Below are 13,446 nucleotides of genomic sequence, written 5' to 3' on the forward strand. Positions count from 1 at the left end.
CGGAGGGTATCGGCGGCTGTGACGTGTCCCACGCTACCACCTGAGTTGAAGTCAGTTCAATTATCTCGTGCGTTCCTGCGCCGCGGCGAGCGGGTCGGCGTCGGCCCCTCGTCGTCGAGCGCCTGTCGGTGCAGCCGCGGGCCCGCGACGGACACGGCCAGCGACGCCACCCGGTGCCGGAGGCGGATCTCCGGGACGGTGAGGCGTTCCCGTTCCTGCTCGGCGAACTCCCCGGCGCTGCCCACGAGGTAGGTCTCGACCCACAGCCCGGTCTCCCCGGCCGGGTTCTCCAGTCGCCAGTCCCGGCCCCCGAGCCGGAGCCGGGAGCGCCGCAGGCCGCGCATCGCGGTCCGGAACTCCAGACGACTCTGCTCCGGCACGCGGTAGTCGTAGCGGATCACGACGGGCCCGGAGTCCCCTCCCCCGGCCGCCCCCGCAGCGGGGGCCGGCGACACCGCGACCGGACCACCGAGTTCGGATACCAGGACGGGTTCGATCCCCGTCTCGGCGCCGAGGCCCACGACCACCAGCGAGACGCAGCTCACCACCATGAGCCCCGCTGCCGTCAGGAGTGCCACCTGGAGGCCGGCGACGTCGGCCACGACGCCCCAGAGGAGCGATCCGACGGCCTGGGTCCCCTGGAACATGAGGAGGATGAACGCGATCAACCGGGGTCGGACCCAGTCGGGGAAGAACTGGTGTCCCATCGACATCCAGGTGCTCTGCACGCTCACCCATGCCGCGCCGGCGAAGAGCATCGCGACCGCGACCACCACCGGCGAGGTGGAGAGCGCCAACACTGCCAGCGCCAAGGCGTAGACGAACGCGCCGCACGCCGCGAACACCGTGACCCTCAGACGCCGGCGCAGCCCACCGAAACCCACGACCGCCACCACCGCGCCGGCACCGATCAGCGCCATGAGCGCGCCGAAGCCGTCCGCACCCATGCCGAGCCGGTCGTGCACGGCCAGCGAGATGAGCGCCCAGAGCGCGCTGGAGGGGACGCCGAAGAGGAAGAGCTGGAACAGCAACCGGGTGGTCCACGCCGAGTTGGCCACGAACCGCACCGCCCCCGAGATCTCGGGCATGATCGCCCGCCGCGGCGCGGTCCGGTCCGGCGACCGCCGTTCCATCCACCACAACGTGAGCGCGCACCCGACGGACAGGACGGCGACCGCAGCGAACGCCCATTCCGCGCCGGCGAATCCCAGCCCGAAGCCCGCGAGGAGGGGACCGAGGGAGCGCGCGAGGTTGAACACCGCGCCGTCGACCAGCGCGGCGGCGGGGATCACCCGTCTGTCAACGGTCTCGGGCAGCAGCGACTGCCAGGAGACCCCCACCACCACCAGGGCGGAGCCGACCAGGACGACGGACAGGATCATCGGGAGCGCGTCGTCGGCCCCCGTCACGGTCAGCACGGTGGCGGCCACCGCGGCCAGGGCCGACATGGTGGTGGCCCAGGCCATCATCTTCTTCCGGGAGGCGAACCCCGCGACCACCCCGACCGGGAGCGCGAGCACCAGGAACGGCACCGCCATGGCGGCGGGCGCGAGCGAGATCACGGACGCGGACTCCCCGCGTTCGGTGAGGACCCACTGGACGGAGACGACGTGGATCCACACGGCCACCGCGTTGGCGAGCTGGACCGACAGCAGTGCCCGGAACGCCCGCTCGCGCCGGAGCGAGACCGGCGGCGGCCGGTCCGCGCCCGCGCCCGGCCCCGCGCCCGTTCCGTCCCCCGGCCCCGCGCTCACCAGGTGTCCCAGTGGATGAACTCCTCCGCTGGCGGCCGCCACGCGGGGCGGAACGAGGTGCCGGTGTGGTGGGCGACGGGGATCATGCAGACCTGCTCCACCTCGGTCGGATCGATCCCCACGATCTCGGCGACCTCGTCCTCGCGGCCGAGGGTCATCCCGGTCCAGCAGGTGCCCAGCCCGCGCAGCCGTGCGGCGAGCATGAAGTTCCAGACGGTCGGGTACACGGTGGCGAGCCGGTGCTTGGCGGTGAGGACATCACCCTCGGCCAGCCGGGGCGTCAGGCACGGGATGACGATCACCGGCACCCGGGACATCACCTCGGCGAGGTGTTCGGCCGAATCCCTGGTCCGCCGGCTCTGCGCGGCGTGCCGGGGATCGGAGTCCACCCGGTTGAACAATCCCAGCTCGCTCTCCCGGTAGAAGCCGTCGAACTCCTCGCGGTAGATCCGGCCGAGGCGCTCGATGCGGTCCGGGTCGCGCACGACCACGAACTCGGTGCGCATCAGGTTGGAGCCCTGCGGCGCCTGGAGCGCGTCGGCCACGCACGCCTCGATCAGCGCGGGGTGCACCGGGCGCCCGAGGTCCAGCCGTTTGCGGACGGCCCGGGTCGAGGTGAGGAGCTCGTGCGCGCCGACGTGCCCGAGCACGGTCGGATCCGGGTGCCCGAGCTGCGTGGGGTTGTCAGACATCGGCCCGGCCCCTAGACCCCGACGAGGTCGGCGATCGACCGGCGGGCCTCGCGCCCGCCCCCGAAGGCGCCCTCGTCCCCGAGTGCGCGACGCAGGTAGAAGTGGGCGGAGTGCTCCCAGGTGAAGCCGATCCCGCCGTGCAACTGGATGGCCTCGTACGCGCTGCGGGTCACCGCGTCCGCACAGACCGAGGACGCGACCGCCACTGCCAGGTCCACGTCGGTCGCCTCACCTTCATCCAGTACGGCGAGGGCGTACATCGCGGCGGAGCGGGCCCGCTCGCGGTCGACCAACATGTCTGCGAGGCGGTGCTTGATCGCCTGGAACGACCCGATCGCGCGACCGAACTGGTGCCGCTGCTGGACGTAGGCCACCGTGTCGTCAAGGAGCCGCGCGGCGATCCCCGCGTGCTCGGCGGCGAGCGCGGCGCCGGTGATCAGGCGCAGTTCGCGCAGGACCTGCTCCAACCGGCCTGCACCCACGATGACGCGTGCAGAAGCGCCCTCGACCCGCAGGTCCGCGCGCCGCCGGGTCAGGTCGACGACCTCCCGGGGCGACCGGGACGCCCCGACGAGGTCGACGACGACGAGGACCCGCTGCCCGCCGGAGGTCGCGATGGTCACCAGCGACTCGACGGCCTGGCCCCATAGGACGCCCTCGACGGTCCCGTCAACCGTGCCGCCGCCGTCCCCGCTCAGCTCGAGCTCGCCATCGAGCGCCACCCCGACGATCCGGGTGCCCTCCATGACCTCGCCGAGGAGATCGGCCACGGACTGCGCGTCGTCGGCCCGGACCAGCGCCTGGCAGCCCACCACGGCGCTGGCGAGGATCGGCTCGGGCAGCAGCGCCGCACCGGTCTCCTCGAGCACCACGCCCAGGTCGGCGAAGCCGAAGCCGTGCCCGCCCAGCGCCTCGGGGACCGCCAGCGCGGCGACCTGCAGCTCCTCGTTCAGGGTGCTCCACCGCGCGACCGAGTACCCCGGGTCGGAGTCGACCGACTGACGGACCGCCTCGTGATCACCGTTGCGGGCCACGAACTGTGCGACCACCGCGCGCAGTTCCTCACGCTCGGGGGTCGGCAGGATGATCGACGGGTCCGCCTCGGGTCGTGCCGTCCGGTTCTGCTGGGTCACGGGATGTCCTCTCCTCGACACTGAAGCTCGAAAATTCAGGTTCGACACTCCACCTGAGTTGAGTTCAATTCAGACCATGACAACACAGTGAGGCGGATCACGCAAGATCTTGAGTTCGCTCACCTAACTAAACTAGGTTCGATTCATGACCTCGTCCGATCCAGTCCCGTCCGGTCCAGCCCCATCTGAATCCACGCTGTCCGAATCCACGCTCGTCACCTACTACGCCCGGATCGACTCGGGCGAGGTCGCCGCCGGCCTCGAACTGCTGTCGCCCGACGTGTCCTTCGCGATCATCCTGCCGGGGACCGCCGTCCGCGGCAGCGATCGCGACGGGGTGCGCCGCTACCTGGAGGGCCGGGGGCCCGTCGACCGCCGACACGTGCCCACGCACGCCACCCGCACCGGCGAGCTCGAGTTCGTCTACGGCGCCGTCGTCGAGGACGGGGTGACGATCACCGGCCATTTCCTGGCGTCGGCCCGGATCGGCGACGACGGGCTCATCACCGGCTACCAGGTGGCGTTCGACCCCGAACTCGGCCTGGTCTCCCCCACCCTGGCCTCCCCCACGCTCGCCTCCCCCACCCCCGCCTCTCCGACCCCCAACTGACACGGAGCACCGCATGACCACCAGCACCCCGCTTCTGCACGCCTGGTTCGACATCATGGACTCGGACGACCCGGACCGCGTCCTGGGGCACATCACCGACGACTTCCAGCTCTCCATTCAATTCTCGAAGGGCGAATCGGCCGCGGAGTTCCACGGCGACCGGGCGGCCCTCGAGGTCTACCTCGAGCAGCGTGAGAAGAGCGTCCTGACCCATCACATCCTCTCCGGCGCGCGCGACGGCGACACCGAGTTGTGCCTCGGTGAGACCCGGCGCGACGGCGAGTTCGAGGCCAGTTTCAACGCCAGCGCCCGCCTGACCGACGACGACAAGGTCCGCCGGCTGCTCATCTGTCGCACTCCCCGAGTCCGCTTCTCCGACTGATCCCGGCCACCGGCCCCCGGCCCGACTGAACCCCGGCCCGACGACGAACCCCCCGCAGCGCGTGCCGCGGGGGGTTCGTTCTGTTCAGGCCAGGCTACTCAGGCCAGGCGCTCACTCAACCGAGGAGACGCCACTCCTCGAGGCCCTCGTACAGGGGCTTGGACTTGGCCAGCGCGGAGACCCGCTCACGAAGGGGCGCCACGTCGGTGTCCTTGCCCGCCGCCAGGGCGGTGCCGATGATGTCGGCGACCTCGCGGAAGTCCTCGGCGGTGAAGCCGCGGGTGGCCAGGGCCGGGGTGCCGATCCGCAGACCCGAGGTGACCATCGGCGGCCGCGGGTCGAAGGGCACGGCGTTGCGGTTGACGGTGATCCCGATCGAGTGCAGGAGGTCCTCGGCCTGCTGGCCGTCGAGCTCCGACTCGCGCAGGTCCACCAGCACCAGGTGGACGTCGGTCCCGCCGGTGAGGACGGAGACACCGGCGTCCTGACAATCCTGCGCGGTCAGGCGCTCGGCCAGGATCTTGGCGCCCTCGATGGTGCGCTGCTGACGCTCGCGGAAGCCGTCGGTGCCGGCGATCTTCATGGCGATGGCCTTGGCGGCGATCGCGTGCATGAGCGGCCCGCCCTGCTGGCCGGGGAACACGGCCGAGTTGAGCTTCTTGAACAGCTCGAGGTCGTTGGTGAGGATCATTCCGGAGCGCGGACCGCCCAGGGTCTTGTGGACCGTGGTGGAGACCACGTCGGCGTGCGGCACCGGGCTCGGGTGCAGGCCCGCGGCCACCAGTCCGGCGAAGTGCGCCATGTCCACCCAGAGCTTGGCCCCCACCTCGTCGGCGATCGCGCGGAACGCCGCGAAGTCGAGCGTGCGCGGGTACGCCGACCAGCCGGCGATGATCACGTCCGGCTTCTCGGCCAGCGCCATCTCGCGGACGGTGTCCATGTTGACCCGCATGGTCTCGGGGTCGACCTCGTAGGCGGCGACCTCGTAGAGCTTGCCCGAGAAGTTGAGCGCCATCCCGTGCGTCAGGTGACCGCCGTGGGCCAGCGAGAGGCCCATGATCTTGGAGCCCGGATCAGCCAGCGCCATGAGCACCGCGGCGTTGGCCTGGGCGCCGGCGTGCGGCTGGACGTTGGCGTACTTGGCGCCGAACACCGACTTGGCGCGGTCGCGCGCGAGGTTCTCGATGACGTCCACGTGCTCGCACCCGCCGTAGTAGCGGCGGCCGGGGTAGCCCTCCGCGTACTTGTTGGTCAGGACGGAGCCCTGCGCCTGCAGGACCGAGCGCGGGACAAAGTTCTCGGACGCGATCATCTCCAGCGTGTCGCGCTGCCGCGCCAACTCGCCGGCCATCGCCTCGGCGACCTCCGGGTCCAGCTCGGACAGGGAGGCGGAGAACACGTCGGTGTTCGGGTCGGTCATCGCTGCAGCTCCTCGCGCATGGGCATTCGCTTCGGGCGGACCCGTGTCGGCCACGGTCCGCCTCGTCGTCGTCGTCCACTCTAGTGGCAGGGCACCTGGACACCTCTCCCCCGTCGCCACCTGACACAATCAGCAACCGTGAGCAGACATGCCGGCGACTACACGCCGTACGTGGAGTTCGACCGCCGGAGCTGGCGGCGGCTGCGACGCGCCATGCCGATGGTGCTCACCGAGCAGGACCTCGAAGGCCTGCGCGGCCTGGGCGATCACCTGGACCTGGACGAGATCGCGGAGATCTACCTGCCGCTCAGCCGGCTCATCCACCTGCAGGTCACGGCCCGGCAGCGGCTGTTCCAGTCCACCAACCTCTTCCTCGGGGAGAAGGTGGACGCCCCCATGCCGTTCGTGATCGGCGTCGCCGGTTCCGTGGCGGTGGGCAAGTCCACCTCCGCCCGCGTGCTCCGCGCGTTGCTGACCAGGTGGGACTCGCACCCCCGCGTGGACCTCCTGACCACCGACGGCTTCCTCTACCCCAACCGCGAGCTGCAGCGGCGTCAGATCATGCACCGCAAGGGCTACCCCGAGTCCTACGACCGGCGCGCACTGCTGCGGTTCGTCACCGAGGTCAAGTCCGGCGCACCGGTCGTCAAGGCGCCCGTGTACTCGCACACCAAGTACGACATCGTCCCCGACGAGTTCATCGAGGTCACCCGTCCCGACATCCTGATCGTCGAGGGCCTCAACGTCCTGCAGACCGGTCCGCGCCTGATGGTCTCCGATCTGTTCGACTTCTCGCTCTACGTGGACGCGCGGATCGAGGACATCGAGAAGTGGTACGTCGAGCGGTTCCTCGAGCTGCGGAGCACTTCGTTCTCCAACCCCAACTCGCATTTCGCGCACTACGCCGACCTGTCCGACCAGGCGGCGCGGCTGGCGGCCAGCGAGATCTGGACCTCGATCAACCGGCCCAACCTGGTGGAGAACATCCTGCCCACCCGGCCGCGCGCGACCCTGGTGCTGCGCAAGAACTCCGACCACTCCATCCAGCGGCTGCGCCTGCGCAAGATCTGAACCGACCCCGCCCGGCGCGCTAGCCCGGCGCCGCGCCCGTCTCCCCCACCGGCACGCCGCGTCGCCGCAGCTCCGCCTCCGCGCGATCCAGGCCGCCGTGTTCGAGCGCGGCGAGCGGGCTGCGGTCGCTCCAGACCAGCCGCCCGTGCCGCCTGACCTCCACCTCGAGCTCGCCGGAGAGGTGCTCGATAGCCCCGGCCGAGTTCCGCTTCTCCGACGGCAACGGCACGGGCAGCACGTGCGCGCGGGCCAGCGGGGAGCGCCCGGTGACGCGGATCTGCCACCCGTAACCGCGGCCCTCGAGAGCCCACACGTCGTCGCCCACGTCCGCGCGGACCGGCGAGACCACCGGGTTGCCCAGGCGGATCACCCGGCCGCCGGGCAGGCGCACCACCAGCGCCGTCACCTCGGTCCGCAACGGCCCGGAGTGGATCTGCCCGCCCGCGAACGCCACGCACGTGTCCGGCTCGGAGAACGCCTGCGCCTGCCCCCACCACCAGGAGTCGGGGAAGCCCTCCTTGCCCCAGTTCTTCTCGCCGTAGACGTCCGCGCCGTCGAACTCCCAGCGCCGGCCGTCCAACTCGGCCCAGCCGCGGGCCTTGCCGCCGAGCAGCCACGGGTGCCAGTACTGGTTCAGGGCGGGCACCGACTGGAAGATGCTGGACCCGCCGACCGCCCGGCGCGGCCACCCGACGGGGTCGGTGATGTCCACGTGCAGGCGCGCCCCCTCGCCCATGTCCACGCGCACGCCGTCGGGCCGGTAGGTGAACTGCTCGCCGGAGCGGGCCCCGATGCGGTCCGGGTCGGCCCACCCGTGCGGGGCGGCGGCCAGGCGGAGCGAGGACGTGACCCGCTGTGTGTTGACCCCCGGCGACGTGATCCCCTGTACCGAAACTCCCTGTGCCGAAATCCCCGACGACGACGAGGTGTTCCCGTCCCCCGCCCGGGGCGAACCGGGATCCCCGGACCGGGCGTGCACCTCGTCCGAGGCCAGTCCGAGCGTGGCCCAGTGCCCGTCCGGCCCCCGGTTGACCCCGATGAGCGCGATCACCACGCGCCCGCGTTCGCGGTCGGTCACCCGGAGGAAGTACCCCTCCATGGCCACCCCGTGAGCGGGGAGCGGATCGCCGTAGGGCAGGTCAGCGCCGGTGGCCCGGTAGCGCTGCAGAAGCGTCATGCACGTCAGCGTTCCATAACGGGGCCTAGGGTGGGGCCGTGAACACGTCTTTATCCGGTCTCCGCCCTCCTCGCCACCATGTCGATCCCCGCTGCCGACGGTGGTGGACCGCGCAGGTGGCGCTGTGGATGGTCGGGCCGCTGGTCGTGGCCGTGGTCCTGGGGCTGGTCCTTCCCTGGGTTTTCCTCATAGCCGCGGCATGGTCGGTGCTCACGGTCGTCTCGCTCGTGGCGGTCCCGCGGGTCCGGTGGGCCATCCACCGCTGGGAGGCCACGGACGACGCCGTCTACAGCCGTAGTGGCCTGTTCTGGGAGGAGTGGCGGGCCGCGCCCCTGTCCCGCGTCCAGACCGTGGACAAGACCCGCGGGCCGTTGCAGCGGCAGTTCGGCTTGGCCACCGTCGTCGTCACCACGGCGTCGTCCAAGGGAGCGGTCCGGATCAGCGCGCTCGACGCCGCGCAGGCGGAGGAGATGGTCGACCGCCTGACGCTCCTCGCCGAGGACGACCAGCGGGACGCCACATGACCGCGCCAGCGCCCGTGCCCGGGGCACCCACGCCCGGGCCTGCCGCCGAAACCGAGTGGCTGCGCCTGGACCCCCGGACCATCCCCGCGACCACGGCGGTCGTGGCGGGGGCCCTGGCCGCCGCCGCCGTGCCCGTCGCGATCGGCATGCTGCTCAGCGGGCTCGCCGTGGGCTGGGTGCTGCTCTGGACGATCGGCGGGACGGTTCTCGGGGCGGGGGCGACCGCCGTCTCCGAGACCATCCGACTCGCCGTCACCACGTATCGGGTGGACGCACACCGGATCGATCGCCGGGTGCGCTTCCTGGCCAGCACCACGACCAGCCTGTCCACGGGCCGGGTACGCAACGTCGAGATCTCCGCCGACCTGGTTCAACGCCGTCTGGGCATCGCCACGGTCAAGCTGGCCAGTGGCGAGACCGGCGGCTCCCGGCTCACCTTTGCCGCCCTCGACCGCGAGGTCGCCGACGACCTGCGCCGGCACCTGCTCGCGGGCCGGTCCGGCACCGACTCCTCCGAGGTCGTCCGCCTCGACCCCGCGTGGGTCCGCTACGCCCCCGCCAGCGTGATGACCCCGCTGTTCGGCCTGGCGGGGATCGGCATCGTGTTCCAGGTGGCCGACTGGTTCGGCGCCGCCCCGGAGGTCCTGCAGTGGATCTGGGACCGGATCGGGGAATGGCCGATCCCGGTGATCGCCGCCGGTGTGGTCTCGCTCGCGCTGGTGATGGGCACGATCGCCTCGGTGGCGATGTTCATCGAGAACTGGTGGGGCCTGCGCCTGGACCACCACGACGACGGGTCGCTGGAGCTGCGCCGCGGCCTGCTGGTGGGCCGGCACACCTCGTTCGACGGCCGCCGGGTACGCGGCGTCACGCTGCACGAACCCCCGGGCTTCCGTGCGCTGGGCGCCGCGCGCCTCGACGTGGTGGCCTCGGGCGTCGGTACGGGGAAGGACGAGGACGGCAAGCAGAAGCAGAGTCCCCCGCTCGTGCCGGCCTCGCCCCGCGAGGTACCCGCCGGCGTCGCCGAGGCCGTCCTCGGCGAGCCCGCACCCACCCGGTTCCGCGCTCATCCGCCCGCCGCGCGGCGGCGCAGGATCGTGCGGGCGGTCGCGGTCGTCGTCGTCGTCACGGGGTTCGGCGCGGTGCCCGCGGCGATCTGGCCGTGGCTCTGGTGGGTCCCGCTCCTCGCGGCGGCGCTGGCCGGGGCCGTGGGGCTCTGGGCCGCGCTGGACAATTCGCGCGGGCTCGGCCACGCGGTCACCGGCGGGGTGGTGGCGCTGCGCAAGGGCTCGCTGATGCGGCGCACCGACGTGCTCGACCGGGACGGGATCCTGGGCTGGAACCTGCGCCGGACCCCGTTCCAGCGCCGCGCGGGCCTGGTGACGCTCGTCGCCACCGCCGCCGGTGGGGGCGGCGCCTTCCGGTTGCCGGACGTGGGTCTCGAGCAGGCGCCCGAGCTGTGGCGCACCGCCGGTCCGGTGTGGGACCACCTCGCCGGAGCGTGAGGTGCCGTGCCCCGGCCGCTCGGGCCCTGATCAGTCCTCGTGACTCAGTCCGAGTGACTCAGTCAAGGTCCACGGGCCGGTCGTCGGTGGCCGGATCAAGCTTCCGCACCAGGCTCGGTGCGAGATCGGAGAGGTCGTACTCCGCCAGCAGGCGGCGCGCCTCGTCGTCGTCGACCCCGGCGAACACCCGCCCGATCGTGACGCCGTGCGTGGGCACGGAGACCACCCGGATCTCGTCGCCCGCCTCCACGGCGCCGGAGCGGAGCACGCGCGCGTACGCCCCCGGCCGACCGGCCTCGGTGAAGCGGCGCACCCACCTCGGCTTGTCCACCCGCTGGGCGAACGTCTGGCACGGGACCCGGGGGGTGGTGATCTCCAGGCGCAGCCCGCCCGCACCCACCTCCAGGACCGTGCCGATCTGCAGCTGCGCGGTGTCCACTCCCGACACCCGGAGGTTCTCGCCGAAGTACCCGGGCGGGATCGGCCCCCCGAACTCGGACTCCCACTGCTCGACGTCGTCGTCGGAGAGCAGGTAGACGGCCTTCCACACCCCGCCGTGGTGCTGACGGTCGGCCTGGACGTCGCCGTGCAGTCCGTACTCGCGCGCCTGCACCGGGCCGGCGACGGGCCGCTTGTCGATCCCCGTCACCCCCACGCGGCCGGGCACGGTGAGCAGCTGATCCACCACGCAGACCGCGCGGACGGTGAAGGAGTCCGGCACGCCGCTCGAACCGGCGGGGACCATCAGTGGCCGAACCTGCGGTTCCGGGCGCCGTAGTCGCGCAGGGCCCGCAGGAAGTCCACGCGCCGGAACGCCGGCCAGTACGCCTCGGTGAACCAGATCTCCGAGTACGCGCTCTGCCACAGCAGGAAGCCGGAGAGTCGCTGTTCGCCGGAGGTGCGGATCACCAGGTCGGGGTCGGGCTGGCCGGAGGTGTAGAGGTGCTCGCCGATCGCCTCCACGGTCAGGCCGTCGACCAGGTCCTGGCCGGTCAGGCCTTCCGCACTCAGCTCGGCGACGAGCTCGCGGGCCGCGTCGGCGATCTCCTGGCGCCCGCCGTACCCCACCGCCACGTTCACCCGGGTCCCCGGCCGACCGCTGCTCACCTGTTCGGCGGCCCGCAACCTGTCGGCCAGCCACTCGGGCAGCACCTCGAGCCGACCGACAATGCGGACCTGCCAGTTCTTGTCGGGACCGGTGATCTCGTCCACCACGTCGGCGATGATCTGCAGCAGCTCGTCGAGCTCCTCGGCGTCGCGGCCGAGGTTCTCCGTGCTGAGCAGGTAGATGGTCGCGACCTCGATCCCCAGCTCGTCGCACCAGCCCAGCATCTCGGCGATCTTCACCGCACCGGCGCGGTGGCCGTGTGCGACGTCGGTGAATCCCGCCTCCTTGGCCCAGCGACGGTTGCCGTCGCACATCACCGCGACGTGCCGCGGCAGCCTGGCACCCTCGAGCGACGACCGCAGTCGGGACTCGTAGAACCTGTACAGAGGGGAGGTGGCCACGCGGGAAAGAGTACCGCGCTCCCGCCCCCTCCCCCGAGGTCCCCTCACCCGGCCGATTCAGGTGGCCGTGGGTGCCGTGGGCGTCAGCCGCGACGGCCCCGGCGCACCGCCCCGGCGAGCACGCGCAACCCCTCGACGGTGGAGTCCCAGCCGATGCAGGCATCGGTGACCGACTGTCCGTAGACCAGCGGCTCGGCGTCGACGGACTGTGCGCCGGCCTCCAGGAAGCTCTCGATCATCACGCCGGACACGCCCTGCTCCCCCGCGCCGATCCGCTCGGCCAACTCGGCCACCACCTCGACCTGGCGCTCATGGGACTTGCCGGAGTTGGCGTGGCTGGCGTCGACCATCACCAGGCCGGGCAGCCCGACCTTCGCGACGGAGGCGACCGCGGACGCCACGGACCCGGCGTCGTGGTTCGGACCGCTGGTGCCGCCGCGCAGGATCACGTGGCAGTCGGTGTTGCCGGCGGTCTCCACGACCGAGGCGCGGCCGTCGGCGTCGGTTCCGAAGAACACGTGACGCGCCGCCGAGGACCTGCACCCGTCCACCGCGACCTGCACCTCGCCGTCGGTCCCGTTCTTGAAGCCCACGGGCATGGACAGGCCGGACACCAGCTGGCGGTGCACCTGGCTCTCCGTGGTGCGGGCCCCGATCGCGCCCCAGGAGACGGCGTCGGCGATGTACTGCGGGCTCGTGGGTTCGAGGAATTCACAGCCCACCGGGAGACCCAGATCGAGCACGTCCAAGAGGAGTTTGCGGGCGGTGCGCAGGCCGCGCGGGATGTCGTAGCTCCCGTCCAGCGCGGGGTCGTTGATGAGGCCCTTCCACCCGACGGTGGTGCGCGGCTTCTCGAAGTACACCCGCATCACCACCAGGAGGTCTTCCGCCACCTCCTCCGCGAGCGCCGCGAGCCGCCCGGCGTAGTCGAGCGCGGCCTCGGGGTCGTGGACGGAGCAGGGGCCCACCACCACGACGAGGCGGTCGTCCCGGCCGGCCAGGACGTCGGCGATCTCGCTGCGACTGCGCTCGACCAGCGCTTCCCGGGCCTCGCCGAGTGGCTGCTCGCCCAGGATCTCGGTGGGGGTCGGCAGTGGGGAGTAGGACAGGACGCGCCTGTCGGCGGTCTGGGTGGGGTTCTCGGCGGTGACGGTCACGGCAGTGCACTCCTGGTTCTCGGTGGTGGCGGGCCGGGTGCCGTGATCCTCGAGAGTTGCCCTCGTCGCACCCGGACCGCCATGGGAAAAGCGGAAGGCGGCGACCGTGGTGGTCACCGCCTGTGGCTCCGGGTGTCGAGTCGTCCGTCTAGCGGACGTGCGCGCTCGCGGCGCGGGCTCCACCCGGAGCCCACATAAAGCGCCAATATGCGCGAGCGATCGACATGCCGCAGACAATAACAGAGAGCGCAAGGGGCGATCCATTCGCGCGATGTCAAGCGTCCCGCCCCGGGCACGCGTCGTGTTGCGCGCTCACCCTCTGCGCGCCCGCCGCATTTCCCTGGTCCGAACCCTTGTGCGATTAGCTCTGCGTGGGTAGGATAGTACACATGTTCGAGTTCGGCGCGAGGTGCGAGGGGGGACGGTCATGAGTGTGACGACGACGAGTCCGCCGTTCCCCGGGGCGCTGCGCGCCGCGGGCGAGGCCTTGACCGCGCTCGGCGCCGACGCCC

13 protein-coding genes are annotated in these 13,446 nt (G+C 71.8%); 5 read left to right on the forward strand and 8 right to left on the reverse strand.

What is annotated here, in order from left to right:
- Positions 1–56: 56 nt before the first annotated feature.
- From R4P08_RS15520 to R4P08_RS15530, 3 genes are read right to left on the reverse strand one after another with little or no spacing between them, the layout of a single operon-like run.
- Positions 57–1,754, reverse strand: a complete 1,698-nt coding sequence (locus R4P08_RS15520; RefSeq protein WP_317814798.1) for an MFS transporter — start codon at positions 1,752–1,754, stop codon at positions 57–59.
- Positions 1,751–2,446, reverse strand: coding sequence for a nitroreductase family protein (locus R4P08_RS15525; RefSeq protein WP_317814799.1), 696 nt, complete (start codon positions 2,444–2,446; stop codon positions 1,751–1,753). The genes R4P08_RS15520 and R4P08_RS15525 overlap by 4 nt, the downstream gene beginning before the upstream one ends.
- A gap of 11 nt (positions 2,447–2,457) precedes the next feature.
- The gene (locus R4P08_RS15530; protein ID WP_317814800.1) at positions 2,458–3,579 is read right to left on the reverse strand and encodes an acyl-CoA dehydrogenase; all 1,122 of its coding nucleotides are present in this window, start codon (positions 3,577–3,579) and stop codon (positions 2,458–2,460) included.
- A gap of 145 nt (positions 3,580–3,724) precedes the next feature.
- On the opposite strand from R4P08_RS15530, the gene R4P08_RS15535 reads away from it, so the two are divergent.
- Positions 3,725–4,189, forward strand: a complete 465-nt coding sequence (locus R4P08_RS15535; protein WP_317814801.1) for a nuclear transport factor 2 family protein — start codon at positions 3,725–3,727, stop codon at positions 4,187–4,189.
- A 13-nt stretch (positions 4,190–4,202) separates the two neighbouring features.
- Positions 4,203–4,571, forward strand: coding sequence for a hypothetical protein (locus tag R4P08_RS15540; RefSeq protein ID WP_317814802.1), 369 nt, complete (start codon positions 4,203–4,205; stop codon positions 4,569–4,571).
- Positions 4,572–4,686: 115 nt separating this feature from the next.
- On the opposite strand, the gene glyA is transcribed toward R4P08_RS15540, so the two are convergent.
- Entirely contained in the window at positions 4,687–5,991 is a 1,305-nt protein-coding gene (gene glyA / locus R4P08_RS15545; protein ID WP_317814803.1) for a serine hydroxymethyltransferase, read from the reverse strand.
- 138 nt (positions 5,992–6,129) lie between these two features.
- Between glyA and coaA the strand changes: the two genes are divergently transcribed.
- On the forward strand, positions 6,130–7,062 hold the full coding sequence (coaA, locus tag R4P08_RS15550) for a type I pantothenate kinase (protein ID WP_317814804.1): 933 nt from the start codon (positions 6,130–6,132) through the stop codon (positions 7,060–7,062).
- A 19-nt stretch (positions 7,063–7,081) separates the two neighbouring features.
- Here the strand turns inward: coaA and R4P08_RS15555 are convergent, their stop codons facing one another.
- Entirely contained in the window at positions 7,082–8,239 is a 1,158-nt protein-coding gene (locus tag R4P08_RS15555) for a tocopherol cyclase family protein (RefSeq protein ID WP_317814805.1), read from the reverse strand.
- Between the two features lie 38 nt (positions 8,240–8,277).
- Between R4P08_RS15555 and R4P08_RS15560 the strand changes: the two genes are divergently transcribed.
- Both R4P08_RS15560 and R4P08_RS15565 read left to right on the forward strand, forming a co-directional pair.
- A complete protein-coding gene (locus R4P08_RS15560; protein ID WP_317814806.1) occupies positions 8,278–8,763 on the forward strand; it encodes a PH domain-containing protein in 486 nt (161 codons plus the stop codon).
- Positions 8,760–10,268, forward strand: coding sequence for a PH domain-containing protein (locus R4P08_RS15565; protein WP_317814807.1), 1,509 nt, complete (start codon positions 8,760–8,762; stop codon positions 10,266–10,268). The genes R4P08_RS15560 and R4P08_RS15565 overlap by 4 nt, the downstream gene beginning before the upstream one ends.
- A 58-nt stretch (positions 10,269–10,326) precedes the next feature.
- Here R4P08_RS15565 and R4P08_RS15570 read toward each other — a convergent pair whose 3' ends face one another.
- From R4P08_RS15570 to R4P08_RS15580, 3 genes are all read right to left on the reverse strand, one after another.
- On the reverse strand, positions 10,327–11,013 hold the full coding sequence (locus tag R4P08_RS15570) for an MOSC domain-containing protein (RefSeq protein WP_317814808.1): 687 nt from the start codon (positions 11,011–11,013) through the stop codon (positions 10,327–10,329).
- Positions 11,013–11,777: an isoprenyl transferase gene (locus tag R4P08_RS15575; RefSeq protein ID WP_317814809.1), complete on the reverse strand. Its 765-nt coding sequence runs from the start codon at positions 11,775–11,777 to the stop codon at positions 11,013–11,015. The genes R4P08_RS15570 and R4P08_RS15575 overlap by 1 nt, the downstream gene beginning before the upstream one ends.
- 83 nt (positions 11,778–11,860) lie before the next feature.
- Entirely contained in the window at positions 11,861–12,934 is a 1,074-nt protein-coding gene (locus R4P08_RS15580) for a 3-deoxy-7-phosphoheptulonate synthase (RefSeq protein ID WP_317814819.1), read from the reverse strand.
- Between the last annotated feature and the right edge of the window lie 512 nt (positions 12,935–13,446).

The organism is Rhodococcus sp. IEGM 1408 (assembly GCF_033142235.1).
Taxonomy (GTDB): domain Bacteria; phylum Actinomycetota; class Actinomycetes; order Mycobacteriales; family Mycobacteriaceae; genus Dietzia.

What these genes read in the sequence shown, in the direction of transcription:
- R4P08_RS15540 (WP_317814802.1), top strand. Translation starts at nt 4,203, where the DNA reads ATGACCACCAGCACCCCGCTTCTGCACGCCTGGTTCGACATCATGGAC.
- R4P08_RS15525 (WP_317814799.1), bottom strand. Translation starts at nt 2,446, where the DNA reads ATGTCTGACAACCCCACGCAGCTCGGGCACCCGGATCCGACCGTGCTC.
- R4P08_RS15535 (WP_317814801.1), top strand. Translation starts at nt 3,725, where the DNA reads ATGACCTCGTCCGATCCAGTCCCGTCCGGTCCAGCCCCATCTGAATCC.
- R4P08_RS15565 (WP_317814807.1), top strand. Translation starts at nt 8,760, where the DNA reads ATGACCGCGCCAGCGCCCGTGCCCGGGGCACCCACGCCCGGGCCTGCC.
- R4P08_RS15555 (WP_317814805.1), bottom strand. Translation starts at nt 8,239, where the DNA reads ATGACGCTTCTGCAGCGCTACCGGGCCACCGGCGCTGACCTGCCCTAC.
- glyA (WP_317814803.1), bottom strand. Translation starts at nt 5,991, where the DNA reads ATGACCGACCCGAACACCGACGTGTTCTCCGCCTCCCTGTCCGAGCTG.
- R4P08_RS15570 (WP_317814808.1), bottom strand. Translation starts at nt 11,013, where the DNA reads ATGGTCCCCGCCGGTTCGAGCGGCGTGCCGGACTCCTTCACCGTCCGC.